This window comes from Cellvibrio fibrivorans (assembly GCF_031457055.1).
Classification (GTDB): domain Bacteria; phylum Pseudomonadota; class Gammaproteobacteria; order Pseudomonadales; family Cellvibrionaceae; genus Cellvibrio; species Cellvibrio fibrivorans.
In genome coordinates this window covers 226,349-245,874 of the sequence record NZ_JAVDVX010000002.1, presented here as the reverse complement: position 1 = coordinate 245,874, position 19,526 = coordinate 226,349, and the positions used below count along the sequence as shown (strand labels likewise).

The following is a 19,526-nucleotide window of genomic DNA, read 5'->3' as shown; positions in this document are numbered from 1 at the left end:
CGCCCTTAGACTAATTGCCCGGAAATTGGGTAGCGCAACCCTGAAAACACAACTCAGAAATGGATTAGCCGCAGTAACAATTCCCTGCGCTTATGTACAGGATTTACCGACTAATTTTTAAATTGGACATGCTCACAAGAGGCAGTTAAGGATCTTTTTATAAACATATAACAGTACAGCTCTTGCGCCTCTATTGAGCTGAGTCAACTTCGGATTGGGGTTTTCAACGTTAATTATTTCTAATTGTTAATGCCTCTGGCTACACACCTCAACAAAGACCGCTCTATCTGTCGATGAAAATCGATTGGCGGTAATATCTATGTCAGTTTCATCAAGCCTCAACCAAACATGTCGATGTGATTTTTTATAGCGATTTTCGCCGATGACTATTTCCAGAGATGATAAACCAATTTTTTCAATCAGGAATTTTGCTAATAGATTCGAGGAAAACTCGCAGCAATTAATTGGAAAAAGATCAAATGAATCTAATTGAAATCCAACTACTTTTGCTTTCAGGATTGCTTTTCGAAACAGGAAAGCAGATGACTGTAAATCATTTGTCGTAGAGATGGACGAGGCTAATTTTATTGCGATGTATCAATCTCGTCTTTGAGAGAGTTAATGACGATCTCCAAACCGTCATGGGGATCAACACCCAGTACCTGGCAGTACCTTACAAATTCAAGCACTTCAATTTTCCGTCGATCCTGCTCCATCTTGCCTAGCACAGAATGGTGCCGTCTCATGGCGAGTGAGGCCTCACGGAGTGTCAAACCACTGGCCTCCCGCTGTTTTTTTAGCCAGAACCGTAACTTTTCGTAGTGAGGTGAGTAAGGAGATGATTTCATTGTCTCGATGATAGAGACAGGATAGAATGGCGCGAAATTCGAGACATGAGGCGTCAATTTCTATCATGAAATCTCTCACAGTTAAGTCCGGGCTACTCTCGGCATTCTCATTACTGGTAAACCGAGAATTCACCGTACACGATCTCACAAAAGCTTATTTGAACAATTCGGCATGCCTTCATAGTTCCAAAAAAGCCGCTCGACAGTTTGTTTATCGCAACATGCTCCGCCTTATCGATAATGGGGAATTGACTAAGGTCGTTGTCGATAGCGGCTGGCCCTTATATCGACTAACACCCCTGTTTAAAACGCAGGAGTGCGCAACCACAATAGTGACTACAGCACCATCGGCGGCTCCGGTAAGAGCTACAGTTACAAACGATATTCCTCGCCAGAGCCTGCAAGAGCGGCTAAATCGGCACAAATTGGAAATGTTGTCCGCAATGGGCGAGACCGAGGAATATGATGCAATTTGCAGCGAGATTCCCGAGCTGCAAGATGATATACAACCTCTGTACAACCAATCCCGTGACAAGTGCTCCAAATTGCTCGGGCGAGTGAAAGCCCTTGAAAGCCTGTTGGCGAGGCAAACAGGTTTGGCGCAATGAAGTTACGACGCTGGCAATTCCGATGTGTTGAACAGGCTCTGTCGAAATTCAAGAATGAAGATAATCACTTCCTGTGTCTCGCGACCCCCGGCGCAGGCAAGACCGTCATGGCGGCAACGTTGGCGCACCGGCTTTTACAGCAGGGCATGGTCGATTTGGTATTGTGTTTTTCGCCCTCAATCATTGTGTCGTCCGATTTTCAACAAGCGCTGGAAGTTCATACCGGCTTTCGGATGGATGGTCGCCTCGGATCAAGGGGACAGTCTTTAACATATCAATCGATGTTGAGTTTGGGAGATGCATTTTGGGCATTGTTTCAAACCCATCACGTGCTAGTAATTTTTGATGAGATACATCACTGCGCAGGTGATAATTTTGAAAACGCCAATGCGTGGGGGCAAACCATTATTCAGCATATTCAGGGGCGCGCGGCATATACCATTGCCTTGACCGGCACACCTTGGCGCTCTGACCGAATCCCCATCGCTTTATCCAGTTACTGTCAGCACAACAAAATCCGCTGTGATTTTATTTATGGAATGGCGCAGGCTATTCAGGAAAAGGTGTGTCGGGCTCCCAGCATCACGTTGGTGGACAATGATCGCATAGTCGTAAAACGGGGTGATACAACAGAGAAATATTCATCTTTCGCTGAGTTACTCAAACTATCAGATTGCTCATACCAACAACTGATTGGTATCGATGCACTGATTGTGTATCTACTAAAACAATCCTCAAAAAAGTTAATGCAAATTCGCAAGCAGCACGAGAATGCGGGCGGCCTTATCGTCGCCGCATCAGTAAATCATGCTTATAAGATTGCGACACTACTGGAACGTCACTTAGGCCAGCGAGCCTGTGTTGCTACTTACATGGATGAAGATGCCCACGGTACTATAAATTCTTTTAGAAACAGCACCCAGCCTTGGATTATTTCCGTAGGGATGGTGAGTGAAGGCACTAACATTCCACGACTGCGCGTGTGCTGCCACCTGACACGAGTCAAAACAGAATTGCATCTTCGGCAAGTATTGGGACGTGTTTTACGTATGGGCGATGTTCCCGGTGAAAGTTATTTGTATTTACCGGCCGAACCCAATTTAGGGGAATACGCGAATCGTGTGGCAGAAGAAATACCGGAATCTGCAACTATTCGACGCGAAACAATGCCAAATAGTGACGATGAAAAGCCATTAGCGATCAAACTACAAGAACCGCAACAATTTGAAGACATAACAGAAATTACTTTTGAAAATATGCCTGTAGGCGAGTTGCAAACCAATATAGATGATCTACCACCTATCCACATTTCAATGTTGGCAAAATCCTATGATACCACCATCAACGTATTTGGTCGGTTTCGTAAAGAATTGCTGCAATTGCATCAGCTTTATACGCAAGAATCTAGCAGCCCCTTTTGATTAGAGTAGAATGGAAAAAACACAATTATCCTTTCTAACCACATTTTTTATAGTGGTATAGCAAAGCATCGTTTAGCGTTGATAAAACATGACAATCCCCCACCATAAGATCATTAGATTAATACTGTCAAGGGAGACAACAGACGAAAAATTTACCAATACTGGATGCACGGAAGTTCAACGAGGGGGGATCTTTTCCTGCAAAGGTAGGTTTAATAGCTGCAGTGATAAAGAAATTTGAACCCTCTATGTCACTAGCTTTTGATTGTAAATACTGGCAGGCTTTTAGAATGGTAAGCGGAGTTTGAACCAGAAGTCTCGCTGGAATACTTCACTCTGAAAGTAATACTTTATAATATGGTTCAATGTTATCGGCTCCTATTGTCCACACGATTTTGGTTTTCAAGTAAAAGCGTTAAAACCTGACATGTGATATAGCAAAAAAATAGGCCTAATTATGAGAATCTACATGACAAAACGTTTCACAAAAATAACCTTACTATTCAATGAATTACATTTGCCATGTGTTTTGTCACTTAGGTGTACCTTTTGTGCGAGCATCGCAACCATGGCGGTAGCCGCACATTAGTCGCAACACTTCAGGGCGACACCTTTTAAATACTACAGACAATAAAAAACCCGCTGGTAGCGGGTTTTTTATTAGATGGATCAACATTTATTTACGGAAGCCCGGGGGTAAAACACCGCCAGGTGCTGCACCGCCGCCCGGCATCATACCGCCGATACCGCGCATCATTTTCTGCATGCCGCCGCCTTTCATTTTGCCCATCATTTTTGCCATTTGTTTGTACTGTTTTAACAAACGGTTGAGATCCTGAATTTGTGTGCCCGAACCTGCGGTAATACGGCGTTTGCGCGAGCCACTTAAATCATCCGGATTACGGCGTTCTTCCGGGGTCATGGAATTAATAATCGCTTCCATGGTTTTAAACTGCTTGCCCATGTTGGCGGTCTGCGCCATTTGCGCTACGTTGCCAAGGCCAGGCAACTTATCCAGCATTGAGGTTAAACCGCCCATGTTTTGCATTTGCTGCAATTGATCGCGCAAATCTTCCAGATCAAATTTTTGACCTTTGCTGACTTTCTTGATCAGTTTTTCCGCTTTCTCTTTATCAACTGTACGCTCAACTTGTTCGATCAGCGAGAGCACATCACCCATACCTAAAATGCGTGAGGCAATACGGTCAGGATGGAAAGGCTCGAGCGCATCAACCTTCTCGCCCATACCCAAAAACTTGATTGGCTTGCCAGTGATGTGACGTACAGAAAGCGCCGCACCACCGCGCGCATCGCCGTCAGCTTTGGTGAGGATGACACCAGTCAATGGCAGCGCATCATTAAATGCTTTTGCGGTGTTCACTGCATCCTGACCGATCATAGCGTCGATCACGAACAGGGTTTCAATCGGGTTAATCGCAGCGTGCAGGTCCTTGATTTCAGTCATCAAGTCTTCATCGATATGAAGACGACCAGCGGTATCTACAATCAACACATCAAAGAATTGTTTCTTCGCGTGATCAATCGCATTGCGTGCGATATCCAGTGGTTTTTGCTCGCCGGTGGATGGATAACATTCAACACCCACTTCTGCCGCCAAAGTTTGCAATTGCTGAATCGCCGCCGGACGATAAACGTCGGCGCTGACCACCAAGACTTTTTTCTTTTCCCGCTCTTTCAAAAAGCGCGCTAGCTTGGCCACCGAGGTCGTTTTACCCGCACCTTGCAAGCCCGCCATCAACACAATGGCCGGAGGCTGTTGGGCAAGGTTCAGCGATTCATTCGCTTGCCCCATAGTCGCAATCAGCTCGGCTTCAACGATCTTGATAAATTGCTGGCCGGGATTTAGTGCCTTGCTAATCTGCTGGCCCAGAGCGCGGCTGCGCACCTGGTCGATAAATGCTTTAACAACTGGCAGCGCAACATCTGCCTCCAGCAACGCCTTGCGCACGTCGCGCAACGCATCCTTAATGTTGTCTTCACTAAGGCGCGCCTTGCCGGTGATACTGCGCAGCGTGTGGGATAAACGGTCGGTTAGATTCTCAAACATAGCCTGTCTCGAACAAACGGTTGATTCGCGGCGGGTCAAACCCAGTGGATTACTCCGAGCCCAGCCCATAAAAAGTGGCGGCGATTATACCCCCAAAGCCAGTGTAATTGGTGCAATCTCCTACAGAATCCCGACGCCTACCGCGATTTGCGTAATAAGGACTCTTCTCATCTACCCTTCTCTTTAAGGGTACCTTGTGACACACTTGCGGCCTTGGTTTAGCCTATGAAAACACCCTACGGACCAGCCCTATCAGTATGATAACCCTAAGCGCCAACCTGATCGCCATTCTTATCTATACCGCCGCAGCCATTTATTTTGGCAGCCAGTTCGCGCGTCAAAAATCCTTTCAGCCATCGCAGCTGCTCAGCACTGCAGCATTGGGACTTATTGCTCACGGCATAGGGGTTTACGGTATCAGCGTGAACGGAAGCAGTTTGAACTTCAGCTTATTCTCCGCTTCATCGCTTATTTTCTGGGTAATTAACGCGATTGTACTAATTAGCAGCCTGAAAAAAGAATTGCATAATCTGTTTTTATTATTGTTCCCACTCTCTGCAATATCCGTTATCGCCTCCATTACTGCCACTAATCCCGAATGGCAACACTCACTCAGCTACACCATCGCTGCGCACGTTATCCTCTCCATACTCGCTTACAGCTTGCTGACGATCGCCAGCTTGCAGGCATTGATATTGGCCTACCAAAACCATGCCCTTAAAAACAAAAGCCGCATAGCAAATGCGCGCTTGTTGCCACCGCTGCAAACGATGGAATCACTACTGTTTGAATTGTTGTGGGTAGGTGAAATATTACTGACGCTGGCAATACTGTCAGGTTTTTATTTTCTGGAAGATATGTTCGCGCAGCACCTCGTGCATAAAACCGTATTCGCACTCAGTGCCTGGTTTATTTATGCGTTGCTCTTGTGGGGACGCCATCAAATGGGGTGGCGCGGGACTAAAGCGATTCGCTGGGCACTGGCAGGATTTATCTGTTTGATGCTCGCTTATTTTGGCAGCAAGCTGGTGCTGGAAGTTATATTAAACCGGGTGTAGCTTCTAATCGCGTTTCGTTTGCTGATCTTCGTTATTCTGTTCTTTTTCATCGTGATCCTCATCAATCTTAGTAGTGGCTGCGGGATAAGTATTTTCCCCGCGACTCATAAACTTGCGCAACAACCAACCCAGCAAAGCAGCAAGTCCAATCAAGCCGACCAGGAATACAAGGATAACGAGTAAATAGCCACCCAAGTCTTCCCAATCCAAGCCCCAGCCATACACCGCCAGCATCAAAAAACTGAAGCCGGCAATCAGGTTTACGCCCAAGCCACGGTGTTTGAATAGTCTGCGAAAAATCATATTAAGACCGGATTTATACTAGAGATTTAAATGGTTTAAGGCGAAAGCGACACCTGCCTCATCTGCAGTTTTAGTTACCCAATCAGCGACAGATTTTACATTTTGATTGGCATTACCCATGGCAACACCAATACCCGCCATCTGCAGAAAATCCATATCCGACTCTGCATCGCCAAAGGCAATAACTTGATGGGGTTTCAACTGATGGTGATGCAACAAACAATCAAACGCACGCTGTTTGGTCGCAGCACCAGAAATGACGCTGGCGAATTGCCAATCAGGATATGCCGCCAAGTAAGCACGAGCAAAAATCAACTGCGGAAACTGTTTTTCTAGTAGCGAGACTTTATCGTCGTTAACTGCGCGATTAACTCCCACCAACAACTTGGAAACGCTGCTGCGCATAACCACAGCAAGCAAATCGTCAACTTCAGGATTTACACGCAGGTGCGCAGCATGCACACGGCTAATTTCAGTCTGCTCGTGCACATAAAAACCACTTGGTGTATAGACTTCCGCATACAAATCCAATGCTTGCGCAGACTGCACAACGGCCAGTGCATCAGCAACTGGCAAAGGCACCTCAAGCAATGTCTGTTGCGCACAAGGATCAAATAAATGCGCGCCGGTATAAAACATACCTGCATCGCTAATATCTAATTCATCCACTAAGAAACACGCTGCAAAATAGGGGCGCCCTGATGCAATCGCCGTTTTTATTCCTTTGGATTTCAAGCGTGCAATCGACGGATAAAGCTGGGGATGAATTTGTCCGTGCGAATCAAGCAGCGTACCGTCAATATCAAAAAATGCGAGGCGAATATCAGCCGCTGCCGCAAGCAAATGTGCACCTGCTTCCATCGCACTCATCCAACCATGAACTGAACAAACACATAGGCCAACCCAAAGCCCCCTATTGCTATCAGTTTTACCAACACACTTTTTTGGATGGGTGATAAAAACTGAAAGCGTGGATGTTTGGAAACCAGCAGCTGCGCCAATACATAAATCAGTAGAAACCCACCCGCCCAATGGAGCGCATATTGATTAAATAATTCTGCTTTCATAATCACTCATTAACTCAGACTGATTCACGGCGCCACTGCGTAGTACCATCGCGGGAATCTTCTAGCACCACACCTGCAGCAAGTAACTCTTTGCGAATTTCATCTGCACGTGCATATTGTTTGTCTGTTTTGGCCTGGATACGTTCAGCAATCAAACGCTCAACATCGGCAGCAGCGATTTGACCTGAACCGCCCGCCTGCAAAAATACTTCCGGATTTTCTTGTAGCACACCCAGAATCAGGCCAAATGCCTTTAACTGGCCAGCGAGATTTTGAGCCAGTTCCGGATTGTTTTTGGCATTATTTAAATCGCGTACCAAATCAAACATACCAGCCAAAGCAACACGTGTATTGAAGTCATCATTCATGGCTTCAACAAAGGCTTTGTAATAATCGCTATCTGCCATTGCAGCTAAAGATGTTGGCACCACATCAGCATAGTCACGCAGAGCGCCATAAAAACGTTCAAGCCCAGTACGCGCCTCAATCAAATTATCTTCAGCATAATTAATCGGACTGCGATAATGGCTACTGACCAATAAAAAACGCACCACTTCCGGATGATATTTTTCCAGCACATCACGAATGGTAAAAAAATTGCCCAGAGATTTCGACATTTTTTCGCCATCAACACGCACTGCGCCAGCATGCATCCAATAATTTACGTACTTGCATCCGTTCGCCGCTTCGCTTTGGGCAATTTCATTTTCATGATGAGGGAATGGCAAATCGGGTCCACCGCCATGAATATCAAAGGTCTCGCCGCAGCAATTTTTGCTCATCGCCGAGCATTCGATGTGCCAACCAGGGCGACCATTACCCCAAGGTGATTTCCATGCAGGCTCACCCACTTTTGCCGCCTTCCAAAGCACAAAATCACGCGGATCTTCTTTTACCTCATCAACTTCGATACGTGCACCAACCAATAACTCATCAACGTTTTTGTTAGTGAGCTTGCCGTAATCGGCAAAACGCGTTACTCGGTAATACACATCACCGTTACTAGCCGCGTAAGCAAATCCTTTGTCGATCAACGTTTTGTTCATGTCAACAATTTGATCAATATAGGCAGTTGCGCGCGGCTCAATATCGGGGCGGGCGATTCCCAAACGAGCTTCATCCTCATGCATGTAGTCGATAAAGCGCTTGGTTAGCATAGAAAACTCTTCACCGTTTTCATTGGCGCGTTTGATGATCTTATCGTCGATATCAGTAATGTTACGCACATAGCTAACATCCCAACCCTGGCTGCGCAGGAATTTGGTAATAACATCAAAAGCGACCAGCACGCGTGCATGACCAATATGGCAATAGTCGTACACGGTGATACCGCAGACATACATAGAAATCTTGCCGGGGTGAATCGGTTTAAAAATTTCTTTTTGGCGCGTGAGTGTGTTGTATATCTGCAGCATGTTATTCCTGATCTTCTGTTTTGCCGAAGCTGTCTTTTAAACTGATGGTACGGTTAAATACCGGCTTTCCAGCGGAACTGTATTTGCTATCCAAACAGAAATAACCTTGGCGCTCAAACTGGTAGCTATTGCCAACAACTGCACCGGCCAAACTGATCTCTGCTTTACAACCCTGCAGAATTTCCAAGCTGTCGGGATTGATACAATCGAGGAAATTTTTACCACCGGCATCCGGTGCTTCGTCGGTAAATAAACGGTTATACAAACGCACTTCGCAATCGAGATTGTTGGTTGCCGATACCCAGTGAATAACGCCCTTGGGCTTTACACCATCCGCAGGATCTTTACCCAAAGTGCCTTCGATGATACGCGCACGTACTTCAACAATATTGCCAGCAGAATCTTTGATCGCCTCATCAGCTTCAATTACATATGCCCCACGCAAACGCACACGTTTGCCGGCAACCAAACGCTTGTATTTTTTATTGGCCTCTTCGCGGAAATCTTCTTGCTCAATAAATACCGTTTGCGTAAATGGAATAGTCCGATCGCCCAAGTCATCTCGATTTGGATGATTGTGAACAACCAAGGTTTCGACTTGTTCCGCAGGATAATTGGTGAGCGTCACTTTCAAAGGTTTCAATACACACATAGCGCGCGGGGCGTTTTTATCCAAATCATCGCGCACACAAAATTCCAGCACACCAACATCGACAATACCGTCCGAGCGGGTAACGCCGATACGCTCGCAAAAATCGCGCAACGCAGCGGGTGTAAATCCACGGCGACGCATACCGGATATAGTCGGCATGCGCGGGTCATTCCACCCATCCACATGGTTTTCATCGACCAATTGTTTTAATTTACGCTTACTGGTTACCGAATAATTAATATTCAAACGCGCAAATTCATATTGGCGCGGCACCGCTGGCACCGGCAAGTGTTGGATAAACCAATCGTACAAAGGTTTATGGTCTTCAAATTCAAGGGTGCAAATCGAGTGGGTAATACCTTCAATTGCATCGCTTTGGCCATGTGCAAAATCGTATGAAGGATAAATGCACCACTTGTCGCCGGTTTGATGGTGATGGGCTTTTTTAATGCGATAGATAATGGGATCACGCAAATTAATATTGGGCGATGTCATATCAATTTTTGCGCGCAACGAGCAGGTACCTTCCTCAAAAGCACCTGCGCGCATTTTTTCAAACAGCTCAAGATTTTCGTCCACACTGCGCTCGCGAAATGGACTGTTCTTACCCGGCTCAATCAGTGTGCCGCGATACTCACGCATTTGCTCTGCACTTAAGTCACAAACGAATGCAAGACCACTCTTGATTAAATGAACCGCCCATGCGTGCAATTGATCAAAATAATCAGAAGTGTAGCGCACAGCGCCATCCCATTTAAAACCTAACCACTCTACGTCCTGTTTAATGGAGTTTACGAACTCTTCGTTTTCTTTTTCAGGATTGGTATCGTCAAAGCGCAAATTGCAGGCACCACCAAATTCTTCCGCCATCCCAAAATTCAGGCAGATAGATTTTGCATGGCCGATGTGCAGATAACCATTAGGCTCGGGCGGAAAACGCGTGACAATTTTTTTATGCAGCCCTTGTTCCAAATCTTTGCGGATAATTTGCTGGATAAAATGCAAAGGTTTGGTTTTTACTTCTGTGCTGCCAGCATCGGCGGCACCAATCGTTGAATGATTGTCGCTCATGGGATAAATAGATCCGTTAGGTGTGATCGTAGATCAGTGGTGGTCATCGGGAATTGGGGCTATTGTACTGAGTCGAAGGCGCTTTTCATACCGCGAAAAATAGCGCGCAACGCGCAAAAAACACTCAATTTCCCACTGCAGATGGCGGTGCCGCACGGTAATCACTTCGCCGGTTCAACTGATAGCGCCTGACAGCCTGGTTGTGTGCATCCAGCGTATCGGAAAACTCGCTGGTGCCATCGCCTTTGGCGACAAAGTAGAGCGCCCTGCCCGGTGCTGGATTGAGCGCAGCTTTGATCGAAGCCGCACTGGGAAGGGATATTGGCGTAGGTGGCAATCCCGGGATCACATAGGTGTTATAGGCTGTTGGCTCTTCGAGGTTCTTACGGGTAATGCGCCCTTTGTAATTGTCGCCCATACCGTATATCACCGTCGGATCAGTCTGCAGTTTCATACCCTGTTGTAAGCGGCGAACAAAAACACCGGCAATTTGGTCGCGCTCACTGTGATGCCCGGTCTCGCGCTCGACTATGGAGGCCATAATCAGTGCCTCATAAGTGTTTTTATAGGGTAAATTCGGTGCACGTTTTTCCCACTCGGTCTCAAGCAGGGTTTGCATCTTGCGATAAGCATTTTGCACAATTTCTACATCCGAGGTATTGCGGCTAAAGCTATAGGTGTCAGGAAAAATCCACCCTTCCAGATCTTTCACCGGCAGCGCTAATAATGCCAACTGATCAGCAGAAGATTTACCCGCAAGTAGGTGCTCAATGCTATCCATTTTTTCCAATGCAGCCAGCGCCTGCTTTACCGTCCACCCCTCTACAAAAGTGACTTGATACAAAATCACATCGCCCTTAATGAGTTTTTGTAGCAAGCTTTCCGGCGTTGTGCCCTGCGGGAAAAAATACTCGCCTGCATGAACTTTGTTGGCGTCATTCAACCGCGCATAAAGGCGCAATAAACGCGGATGGTTTAATACACCAGCCACACCCATATCATTGGCCAAATACCCCAGGGATTGCCCCTGCTTTAATTCATAGACATAACCTGCATCCGATATTTGCAGTGGCGTTTTCAACCAATTCTGTACATAAAACCACGCCGCCAATAGGCTCAAAAAAGCAGCAAGAAAAACTCCCCCCGCCACGCCCAATAACTTCACAGTAAACGATAATTTTTTGCTCATAAGGGATTCGTTGTTATTCACCCAGCAAGTGCGCTAATTGTTGCTGTAAGGTCCGGGTAATCTGATGGCTGCTGTAACTAGTGTGTGTTGCAGTCACTGATTGCCGGTCATCGACCAACATATTTACCGGCCAGATACCATAGACACTATTGCACAGAAATATTTCATCGGCCCCGCGCACAAAATCCAATTCCATATTCACTATCTGGCAAGCCAATCCCAGCGCGGGCGCCAATTCTTCAGTAATGTTGCGACGCATAACGCCAGCAACACCGGCAGCGGATAAATCTGGTGTATACAACTGATTATTTTTTACAACAAAAAGGTTGCTGACCGTTGCTTCAACAACCCTGCCCTGTGCATCAAGCAATAGACCTTCCGCAAATTCATCCTGCCACTCAGCACGCGCCAGAATGTACTCAAGGCGATTTAAATGTTTCATGCCCGCCAATGCTGGCGCCTGCGACAGGCGCAAATCGCAAATACGCACAGCAACTCCATTTCGGTATTGCTCAGTCTGTAATGGAGTACACGGAAAAATACCAATGCAATAGGTTGGCACAATCTGATCAGGCAGACGATAGCCGCGCCCACCAACACCACGGGTCAGGATAATTTTTACCACTGAGTGTGCGATATTCGCATTGCGGAGATACGCCAGCATGGCATCGAGGTACTGCGCCAATAAACTCTCATTGAGTGGGATTTTTAATCGCTCGGCGCTACGCGACAAACGCTCGCGATGGTAGTTCCAAAGCGGAATCGTGCCCCGGCTATAACGGCAGGTTTCAAACACACCATCACCATAGGAAAAACCTCGATCAAGTGGCGATATGGCCGAATCGAGTATACCGTTGACGCTGATCAGGGGCAGATTGATTGACATAGGTGGAGTCTATACAAAAACGCCGGACTGTCTCCAGTCCGGCGCCATTTTTTAACTCAAAATAAACAAGAATTACAACTTGCGGAAAATCAACGAGCCGTTAGTGCCACCAAACCCAAAAGAGTTGGACAACACTGCATCAATTTTGCGCTCTTGCGCTGTGTGCGGTACCAGATTGAGATCCGCACAGGAATCTTCCGGATTATCCAAATTGATTGTCGGCGGCGCAACTTGATCGCGAATCGCCAACACACTGAATATCGCCTCAACTGCGCCCGCAGCACCCAGCAAGTGCCCAATCATGGATTTGGTAGAGCTTACAGCGACTTGCGCCGCCGCCGCCCCCATAACCGACTTCACTGCCTGGCACTCCGCCTTATCGCCAGCAGGTGTTGAGGTTCCATGAGCGTTGATGTAATGAATTAACTCGGGCGATATGCCCGCATCCTGAATTGCATTGCGCATAGAGGCTGCTGCACCTGAACCGTCTTCTGGTGGTGAGGTCATGTGATAGGCATCGCCGCTCATACCAAAGCCAATCAGCTCGGCATAAATTTTCGCACCGCGTTTTTTCGCGTGCTCGTACTCTTCTAACACTAATACACCGGCACCATCGCCAAGTACAAAGCCATCGCGATCTTTATCCCAGGGGCGGCTTGCAGCTTGCGGATTATCATTGCGTGTTGAAAGCGCACGTGCAGCAGCAAAACCACCTAATCCCAATGGTGTGGTTGCCATCTCTGCGCCACCGGCCACCATCACATCAGCATCGCCATACTGGATCATGCGCGCGGCAAAACCAATACTGTGCGTACCAGTTGTACAGGCAGTTGTAATCGCAACATTAGGGCCACGCAACCCAAACATGATCGACAAATTGCCTGAGATCATATTGATGATGGCGCTGGGCACAAAAAACGGGGAGATACGGCGCGGCCCCTTGTGCTCAAGTGTCGATGAACCCTCTTCAATGGTTCCTATGCCACCTATACCCGAACCAATCGACACACCAATTCGTCCGGCATTGGCTTCAGCAATCTCCAATCCGGAATCGCGAATTGCCTGAATACCAGCAACCATGCCGTATTGGATAAATGGATCCATTTTGCGTGCTTCTTTGCCGGGGAAATAATCATCCACCACCAAACCTTTCACCGATGCACTAAATTGCGTGGTAAAAGCCGATGCATCAAAGTGGGAAATAGTTGCCACACCACTTTTCCCGTTGACAATGCCATGCCAAGTATCTGCAACGGTATTACCCAGTGAACTGATCATACCCAGACCAGTAACTACAACTCTTCTACGCGACACGATTGAGGTTCTCCTGCGAAAGATGATTGAGTGCAATAAGGAACACCCCAACTATCTTGGTGATTCGTAAGAAATCGAAAAATACGATTGGACAATGCCTTGCGGCAAAAGAAAAAGCCGTACTATTTTGCAATAATACGGCTTTTCGAAAACAGGTATCAGCTGCCGGTTAAATAACTACAAACAAGCAGGTTATGCCAGATTGGCATTGATGTAATCGATAGCTAATTGAACGGTAGTGATTTTCTCGGCTTCTTCATCCGGAATCTCAGTTTCGAATTCTTCTTCGAGAGCCATTACCAACTCTACGGTATCCAAAGAATCAGCGCCCAGATCTTCGACGAAAGAAGCTTCGTTTTTAACTTCGTCTTCTTTCACACCCAGTTGCTCAGCAACGATCTTTTTTACGCGTTCTTCAATGCTACTCATGATGTTATGTAACTCCTAGTGGTTATATGTTCGAAACACCTGACTGATCAAGCCAAAAAACAGCTGAGTCGAGCGTTCCGGTCAAAATCGTCGCGCATTTTACATCGATTTTCAGGTTGTTGTAATGCCAAGAGGCAAATTTCTTTGATTTTTAGAATATAACCCATAAAAAACAACAAGTTATAAGCAAAAAATTACGCCATATACATGCCGCCATTGACGTGAATTGTCTCTCCACTGATGTAAGCACCCGCATCACTGGCGAGGAAAACAACAACAGAAGCAATCTCTTCAGGTGCACCAAGACGCCCTAACGGAATACGGGATAAGAGCTGTTGTTTTTGCTCTTCTGGCAACACTTTAGTCATATCGGTATCGATAAAACCTGGCGCAATGGTATTCACGGTAATATTGCGTGAACCCACCTCTGCGGCCAAAGAGCGCGCAAAACCGGCGACACCAGCCTTGGTTGCCGCGTAATTGGATTGCCCTGGATTACCCATTGCACCCACAACCGAACTAATATTAATAATGCGTCCCCAGCGGGCTTTCATCATACCGCGCAACACACCTTTACTCAGGCGATAAATTGCGCTCAAATTGGTATTGATAACATCAAACCACTCTTCATCACTCATGCGCATCAACAAATTATCTTTAGTGATGCCGGCGTTGTTAACCAGAATTGCAGGTGCACCGAATTCATCACCCACTTCTTTCAGCAAAGTCGCAACAGAATCAGCATCGGTTACATTTAATACTTTACCAGCACCGCGAATACCCAGCTCGGTAAAACGCGCAGAAATTTTCTCCGCACCTGAGACACTGGTAGCAGTGCCGATCACAATCGCGCCCGCCTTACCCAACTGCTCAGCAATAGCTGCACCAATACCGCGGCTGGCACCAGTAACCAATGCAACTTTATCATTTAGGTTCATCATTTATCGTTCCCTTATAAAAATCTAGAAAGTAGCAAACTAAAAACAGATTAAAAAAATGGAATATTCAATTAGCTAAACAAAACTGATTAAAGCTGCCTGCAACTCTTCCGGCTTTTCAACTGAAGTTGTTATTAGTTCGGCTTTGATGCGCTTATTCAAACCAGAAAGCACCTTGCCTGGACCACACTCCAGCGTAGCTGTAATTCCTTTTTCAGACATAGCATTAACGCATTCAACCCAACGAACAGGACTATAAATTTGCTCGATCATTAGTGCTTTAATTTTTTCCGGATTCACTTCAGTTTCTGCTGTCACATTGTGAACAACAGGCGTTTTGGGCACAGAAAAAACCGTTGCGATAATTTGTTCTGCCAAACGCTCTGCTGCGGGACGCATCAACTCAGTATGAAACGGCGCGCTTACTGGCAAAGGCAATGCACGCTTTGCACCAGCTTCTTTGCAGAGAGCACTCGCACGCTCTACTGCCGATGCTGAACCTGCAATAACAACCTGACCAGGTGAATTAAAATTCACTGCAGCAACCACTTCACCCTGCTCTGCTTTTTTGCAAGCCTCAAGAATCAAAGCATCATCAAGACCGATAATCGCGGCCATAGCACCCTGCCCTGCAGGAACAGCCTCTTGCATAAATTTTCCGCGCTGCTGCACTAGCTTTACTGCATCTTTAAATTCCACTACGCCGGCGCACACCAACGCTGACCACTCACCCAAACTATGGCCAGCCATCAGCGCAGGCTGACTACCATTTTTTTCTTGCCACGCACGCCATACTGCAACGCTCGCCGTTAACAAAAGCGGTTGGGTGCGCTCAGTTAAATTAATTTCGTCTTGCGCGCCGGTTTGAACTAACGTCCACAAATCGTAACCCAGAACACTCGATGCCTCAGAAAAAGTTTTTTCTACTATTGAGAACTCGGCCGCCAGTTCTGCCAGCATGCCAATTTTTTGCGAGCCCTGACCCGGAAATACAAAAGCAAGATGTTGATTAGCCATAATGATTAAACGCTTCTCTTTTTGGGGAACATTAAATTTTTAGAAATGTAGATTTTACTAAGCTTTAGCAATGCCTTCAGCTTCACACAACACCCGCTGGATTCGTGCAGGCACTTTATGGATAACTTGTTCACGCGCCACAACAAGTGCCTGTAAAAATGCTTTTTCATCTGCGCCGCCATGACTTTTAATGACAGTTTTTTGCAACCCTAGAAAACTCGCACCATTATATACCGATGGATTCAACTCGTGCTGTAAGCGCTTAAGTAAAGGCAGCGCCAACAGACTCAAACATCTATTAAATAAATTTTGTTTTACAATCTTTGAAATTTTATTTGCGATAAATAGTGCGACACCTTCGCTGGCTTTTAACGCAATATTGCCGTGAAAACCATCACAAACTATAACATCTACCGCTCCGGTAAAAATGCTATTTGCTTCGACAAAACCGACATAATTAATGCGCGGATCTTCTTGCAAAAGCAATTGTGCAGCTTTTAACGTATCAGTCCCTTTTTGCTGCTCGGTGCCAATATTCAAGAGTGCAACACGCGGAGATACTTCACTTGACGCACCAGCCAAGACACTTCCCATCAACGCAAACTGATGAAGGTAGTCCGGAGGGCAATTAATATTAGCGCCCAAATCCAATAAATAGGTACTTCCTGCTTCCACAGGCATGGATTTACAGATAGCCGGGCGCTCAATAGCTGGAAAGGTTTTAATCAGGAATTTTGCTATAGCCAACAATGCTCCTGTATTGCCCGCACTCACACAGGCATCAACGTCATTATTGCGTAACAAATCCAATGCCATCCACATTGAAGAATCTTTTTTCTGACGCAGTGCCAGCAAAGGATCATCATGCATGCTGACCACATCAGCAGCATGCACCAGCGTAATCCGCGCGTGTAATTTTTTGGATTGGGAAAGCAAAGAAAGAAGCTGGGTTTCATTGCCAACCAACAGCAAATCCACATCAGAAAATTGTGTTAAAAATTTTTGAGAGGCTGAAATAGCAACGCGGGGACCTAAGTCCCCGCTCATAGCGTCAACCGCTATTCGAATTCTTGCCGACAAGGTGCAGTCGTCTTGAGTAAATAATTACTCGTCGCTGCCTTTGTCAATCACTTTACGGCCGCGATAGAAACCGTCAGCAGTCACATGGTGACGCAGGTGTTTCTCACCGCTGGTAGCGTCAACTGACAGGGTTGGACCGGTCAGGGCATCGTGTGAACGACGCATGTCGCGCTTGGAACGAGATTTTTTGTTTTGTTGAACTGCCATGGTTTGCTCCTATTTACTTACTCGTTGGAACCGAGGCGCCTCAGGGTTTCGGCGAGCTCTTTAATTGTTCCAACACCTGAAATGGGTTTTTCTCTCTTTTTACTTCCACCGGTTTGCCACTCGAATAAAGCTTGCTATCGATGCAAGGCTCTTCGTGATAAGCAACGGCAGGTAAACTTAACAACAGCTCCTCTTCGATCATATCGTAGAGATCTGTAATGCCCTCGCCCGTAATCCAAGGCTCAAAGTGTGGCGGCAATTTATTTGCCCCCTCTTCGTCCCATACAATTCCGAGTGAGATATCGCTTTGAACAGGCACTGTCACTGGCTCCAAGCAACGCTGACAAATCAAAGACAATTCAGCATGCGCAGTTCCAACAACAACCTTTTTCTTTTCCTCACTAATCTTAAACTCAAGCTTTACTTGAACTTCTCCACCTGAACTTTCTGTAGCCTCTGTAACACGGGCGAGGTCAGAAACAGCAATATAACCCTCCAAAACGACGCCGTGTTGGGCGAATTTTCGTGGGTCACCCTGCCGAGGCAGAACTTTGTTAGAAGGGGTCTTAAACATAAGCGCGCCATAATAGGGATATCACCCTGCGGTGTCAAAGAAAAACTGGTCAAATAGCGCTATTTAGTGGCTTGGGAGTAGAATCGCCCCCTTATTTAGCGTTTCACTACCCATAAATTACGGCCATTTCATGACACCCCCCAAAATACTGCTTGCCTCAAGCTCTATCTATCGCCGCCAGTTACTACAAAAACTGGGACTAGCCTTCGACTGGGCAAGCCCAGATATAGATGAAAACCATCAACCGGAAGAGAGCCCCGCGCAACTGGTGTACAGGCTCGCCGAAGCCAAAGCTCACCGCCTTGCAAGCACTTACCCAAACCACCTGATTATCGGCTCAGATCAAGTCGCAACACTCGACAACTGCATACTGGGCAAACCCCACACACATATAAATGCTGTTGCGCAACTCAGAAGTTTTCGCCAACGCGAAGTCACATTTTTGACCGGCCTGTGCCTATTCAACGCGACAACAAACCGCACCCAAACCAGTGTTGAGAGCTATAAAGTCAGATTTCGCAACCTGTCTGATGAGCAGATAGAGAGCTACTTACAGCGCGAGCAACCCTACGATTGCGCCGGTAGTTTTAAATCGGAGGGATTGGGGATTTGCTTGTTTGAGCAACTTGCGGGCGATGACCCAAACACGCTAATAGGTCTGCCGCTAATTGCCCTTACCCGGATGCTTGCCACAGAAGGAGTGGATCCACTAAGTCAGCCAGCCAATTTTTTCCATGTAAGCAATTGATCAAACCGATCCAGGCACAACTCCGGCTGATAGCTATGCAATCGGTCAACATGGTGTGCCCCGTAGCTAACTGCAATACGCGGCATATGAATACGGCGCGCCATCTCCATGTCGTATTCAGTATCGCCAATCATTACTGCTTCACCCGCAGCCACACCAAATTCACACAATAACTCTTCCAACATCAAGGGATCAGGCTTGGATGCCGTTTCATCGGCACAACGGGTAGCATGAAAAAAATCAGCCACACCCAGCACCCCGAAAATACGATCCAGCCCCTTGCGGCTTTTCCCTGTAGCAATAGTCAATGTATGCCCATCAGCCTTAAGGCGGTGCAACGTATCCATAACACCCGGAAAGAAATCGGACGGACGTACCTCATCAAGTGACAAAAAATGGGTTGCATAGGCATCGCGCAAACGCTGACGCCCAGACAAATCAACTTCGGGATACAAACGGTGAATGGCCTCCGGCAACCCAAGGCCAATAATGTTGTGAATATGATGATCAGCCAATGGCACCCACCCCATATCCTGCGCAGCAAGCTGCATAGCCTTGGTAATTTTGGCCTTTGAATCACTCAGGGTGCCATCCCAATCAAAAATAAACAGCAATTGCTCTCTCCACAATACA

Annotated in this window: 21 protein-coding genes; 4 read left to right on the top strand and 17 right to left on the bottom strand. The window is 46.7% G+C overall.

Going from position 1 to position 19,526, the window contains the following annotated elements; translation table 11 throughout:
- Positions 1–584: 584 nt before the first annotated feature.
- The gene (locus J2X05_RS05990) at positions 585–848 is read right to left on the bottom strand and encodes a helix-turn-helix domain-containing protein (RefSeq protein WP_225318874.1); all 264 of its coding nucleotides are present in this window, start codon (positions 846–848) and stop codon (positions 585–587) included.
- 26 nt (positions 849–874) lie between these two features.
- On the opposite strand from J2X05_RS05990, the gene J2X05_RS05985 reads away from it, so the two are divergent.
- A complete protein-coding gene (locus tag J2X05_RS05985) occupies positions 875–1,456 on the top strand; it encodes a VspR family transcription factor (RefSeq protein WP_050976983.1) in 582 nt (193 codons plus the stop codon).
- A complete protein-coding gene (locus tag J2X05_RS05980; RefSeq protein WP_040391637.1) occupies positions 1,453–2,877 on the top strand; it encodes a DEAD/DEAH box helicase in 1,425 nt (474 codons plus the stop codon). Before J2X05_RS05985 ends, J2X05_RS05980 begins: the two co-directional genes overlap by 4 nt.
- Positions 2,878–3,553: 676 nt before the next feature.
- Here the strand turns inward: J2X05_RS05980 and ffh are convergent.
- Complete coding sequence (gene ffh, locus J2X05_RS05975) at positions 3,554–4,945, bottom strand: signal recognition particle protein (protein WP_310070045.1); 1,392 nt, start codon at positions 4,943–4,945, stop codon at positions 3,554–3,556.
- Between the two features lie 257 nt (positions 4,946–5,202).
- Between ffh and J2X05_RS05970 the strand changes: the two genes are divergently transcribed.
- Positions 5,203–6,003 carry a cytochrome C assembly family protein gene (locus J2X05_RS05970; RefSeq protein WP_310070042.1) on the top strand — a complete coding sequence of 267 codons (801 nt, stop codon included), beginning with the start codon at positions 5,203–5,205 and terminating at the stop codon, positions 6,001–6,003.
- A gap of 3 nt (positions 6,004–6,006) precedes the next feature.
- Here the strand turns inward: J2X05_RS05970 and J2X05_RS05965 are convergent, their stop codons facing one another.
- The 14 genes from J2X05_RS05965 to J2X05_RS05900 all read right to left on the bottom strand — a co-directional run bounded on the left by J2X05_RS05965 (position 6,007) and on the right by J2X05_RS05900 (position 18,145).
- Complete coding sequence (locus J2X05_RS05965) at positions 6,007–6,306, bottom strand: hypothetical protein (RefSeq protein ID WP_310070040.1); 300 nt, start codon at positions 6,304–6,306, stop codon at positions 6,007–6,009.
- Positions 6,307–6,324: 18 nt separating this feature from the next.
- Complete coding sequence (locus J2X05_RS05960) at positions 6,325–7,167, bottom strand: HAD family hydrolase (protein WP_310070037.1); 843 nt, start codon at positions 7,165–7,167, stop codon at positions 6,325–6,327.
- 5 nt (positions 7,168–7,172) lie between these two features.
- Positions 7,173–7,373: a hypothetical protein gene (locus J2X05_RS05955; protein WP_310070035.1), complete on the bottom strand. Its 201-nt coding sequence runs from the start codon at positions 7,371–7,373 to the stop codon at positions 7,173–7,175.
- Positions 7,374–7,387: 14 nt separating this feature from the next.
- Positions 7,388–8,788 carry a cysteine--tRNA ligase gene (gene cysS / locus J2X05_RS05950; protein WP_310070032.1) on the bottom strand — a complete coding sequence of 467 codons (1,401 nt, stop codon included), beginning with the start codon at positions 8,786–8,788 and terminating at the stop codon, positions 7,388–7,390.
- Position 8,789: 1 nt separating this feature from the next.
- Positions 8,790–10,511, bottom strand: a complete 1,722-nt coding sequence (locus J2X05_RS05945) for a glutamine--tRNA ligase/YqeY domain fusion protein (protein WP_310070030.1) — start codon at positions 10,509–10,511, stop codon at positions 8,790–8,792.
- Between the two features lie 124 nt (positions 10,512–10,635).
- Positions 10,636–11,700 carry an endolytic transglycosylase MltG gene (gene mltG / locus J2X05_RS05940; RefSeq protein WP_310070028.1) on the bottom strand — a complete coding sequence of 355 codons (1,065 nt, stop codon included), beginning with the start codon at positions 11,698–11,700 and terminating at the stop codon, positions 10,636–10,638.
- Positions 11,701–11,713: 13 nt separating this feature from the next.
- Positions 11,714–12,586 carry an aminodeoxychorismate lyase gene (gene pabC / locus J2X05_RS05935; RefSeq protein WP_310070026.1) on the bottom strand — a complete coding sequence of 291 codons (873 nt, stop codon included), beginning with the start codon at positions 12,584–12,586 and terminating at the stop codon, positions 11,714–11,716.
- Positions 12,587–12,658: 72 nt separating this feature from the next.
- Positions 12,659–13,900, bottom strand: coding sequence for a beta-ketoacyl-ACP synthase II (gene fabF, locus J2X05_RS05930; protein WP_310070024.1), 1,242 nt, complete (start codon positions 13,898–13,900; stop codon positions 12,659–12,661).
- Positions 13,901–14,092: 192 nt separating this feature from the next.
- Positions 14,093–14,329: an acyl carrier protein gene (acpP, locus tag J2X05_RS05925; RefSeq protein ID WP_007640684.1), complete on the bottom strand. Its 237-nt coding sequence runs from the start codon at positions 14,327–14,329 to the stop codon at positions 14,093–14,095.
- A 194-nt stretch (positions 14,330–14,523) separates the two neighbouring features.
- Positions 14,524–15,267: a 3-oxoacyl-ACP reductase FabG gene (gene fabG, locus J2X05_RS05920; protein ID WP_310071325.1), complete on the bottom strand. Its 744-nt coding sequence runs from the start codon at positions 15,265–15,267 to the stop codon at positions 14,524–14,526.
- 75 nt (positions 15,268–15,342) lie between these two features.
- Positions 15,343–16,284 carry an ACP S-malonyltransferase gene (gene fabD, locus J2X05_RS05915; protein WP_310070013.1) on the bottom strand — a complete coding sequence of 314 codons (942 nt, stop codon included), beginning with the start codon at positions 16,282–16,284 and terminating at the stop codon, positions 15,343–15,345.
- Between the two features lie 57 nt (positions 16,285–16,341).
- A complete protein-coding gene (gene plsX, locus J2X05_RS05910) occupies positions 16,342–17,364 on the bottom strand; it encodes a phosphate acyltransferase PlsX (protein WP_310070010.1) in 1,023 nt (340 codons plus the stop codon).
- Between the two features lie 24 nt (positions 17,365–17,388).
- A complete protein-coding gene (gene rpmF, locus J2X05_RS05905; RefSeq protein WP_310070006.1) occupies positions 17,389–17,571 on the bottom strand; it encodes a 50S ribosomal protein L32 in 183 nt (60 codons plus the stop codon).
- Between the two features lie 40 nt (positions 17,572–17,611).
- Positions 17,612–18,145 (bottom strand): YceD family protein, encoded by a 534-nt coding sequence (locus J2X05_RS05900; RefSeq protein WP_310070003.1) that lies wholly within the window; start codon positions 18,143–18,145, stop codon positions 17,612–17,614.
- Positions 18,146–18,275: 130 nt separating this feature from the next.
- Here J2X05_RS05900 and J2X05_RS05895 point away from each other — a divergent pair, with 130 nt between their 5' ends.
- Entirely contained in the window at positions 18,276–18,893 is a 618-nt protein-coding gene (locus tag J2X05_RS05895) for a Maf family protein (RefSeq protein ID WP_310070001.1), read from the top strand.
- On the opposite strand, the gene J2X05_RS05890 is transcribed toward J2X05_RS05895, so the two are convergent.
- Positions 18,860–19,507, bottom strand: coding sequence for an HAD-IA family hydrolase (locus tag J2X05_RS05890; RefSeq protein ID WP_310069998.1), 648 nt, complete (start codon positions 19,505–19,507; stop codon positions 18,860–18,862). The genes J2X05_RS05895 and J2X05_RS05890 overlap by 34 nt on opposite strands.
- Positions 19,508–19,526: the final 19 nt, after the last annotated feature.

Excerpts from the sequence above, each read along its gene's own strand:
- fabG (WP_310071325.1), bottom strand. The coding sequence starts at position 15,267 with ATGAACCTAAATGATAAAGTTGCATTGGTTACTGGTGCCAGCCGCGGT.
- J2X05_RS05900 (WP_310070003.1), bottom strand. The coding sequence starts at position 18,145 with ATGTTTAAGACCCCTTCTAACAAAGTTCTGCCTCGGCAGGGTGACCCA.
- J2X05_RS05955 (WP_310070035.1), bottom strand. The coding sequence starts at position 7,373 with ATGAAAGCAGAATTATTTAATCAATATGCGCTCCATTGGGCGGGTGGG.
- cysS (WP_310070032.1), bottom strand. The coding sequence starts at position 8,788 with ATGCTGCAGATATACAACACACTCACGCGCCAAAAAGAAATTTTTAAA.
- mltG (WP_310070028.1), bottom strand. The coding sequence starts at position 11,700 with ATGAGCAAAAAATTATCGTTTACTGTGAAGTTATTGGGCGTGGCGGGG.
- J2X05_RS05945 (WP_310070030.1), bottom strand. The coding sequence starts at position 10,511 with ATGAGCGACAATCATTCAACGATTGGTGCCGCCGATGCTGGCAGCACA.
- J2X05_RS05980 (WP_040391637.1), top strand. The coding sequence starts at position 1,453 with ATGAAGTTACGACGCTGGCAATTCCGATGTGTTGAACAGGCTCTGTCG.
- fabD (WP_310070013.1), bottom strand. The coding sequence starts at position 16,284 with ATGGCTAATCAACATCTTGCTTTTGTATTTCCGGGTCAGGGCTCGCAA.
- J2X05_RS05985 (WP_050976983.1), top strand. The coding sequence starts at position 875 with ATGGCGCGAAATTCGAGACATGAGGCGTCAATTTCTATCATGAAATCT.
- ffh (WP_310070045.1), bottom strand. The coding sequence starts at position 4,945 with ATGTTTGAGAATCTAACCGACCGTTTATCCCACACGCTGCGCAGTATC.
- J2X05_RS05895 (WP_310070001.1), top strand. The coding sequence starts at position 18,276 with ATGACACCCCCCAAAATACTGCTTGCCTCAAGCTCTATCTATCGCCGC.
- J2X05_RS05990 (WP_225318874.1), bottom strand. The coding sequence starts at position 848 with ATGAAATCATCTCCTTACTCACCTCACTACGAAAAGTTACGGTTCTGG.
- rpmF (WP_310070006.1), bottom strand. The coding sequence starts at position 17,571 with ATGGCAGTTCAACAAAACAAAAAATCTCGTTCCAAGCGCGACATGCGT.
- J2X05_RS05960 (WP_310070037.1), bottom strand. The coding sequence starts at position 7,167 with ATGGAAGCAGGTGCACATTTGCTTGCGGCAGCGGCTGATATTCGCCTC.
- J2X05_RS05970 (WP_310070042.1), top strand. The coding sequence starts at position 5,203 with ATGATAACCCTAAGCGCCAACCTGATCGCCATTCTTATCTATACCGCC.
- acpP (WP_007640684.1), bottom strand. The coding sequence starts at position 14,329 with ATGAGTAGCATTGAAGAACGCGTAAAAAAGATCGTTGCTGAGCAACTG.
- pabC (WP_310070026.1), bottom strand. The coding sequence starts at position 12,586 with ATGTCAATCAATCTGCCCCTGATCAGCGTCAACGGTATACTCGATTCG.
- J2X05_RS05965 (WP_310070040.1), bottom strand. The coding sequence starts at position 6,306 with ATGATTTTTCGCAGACTATTCAAACACCGTGGCTTGGGCGTAAACCTG.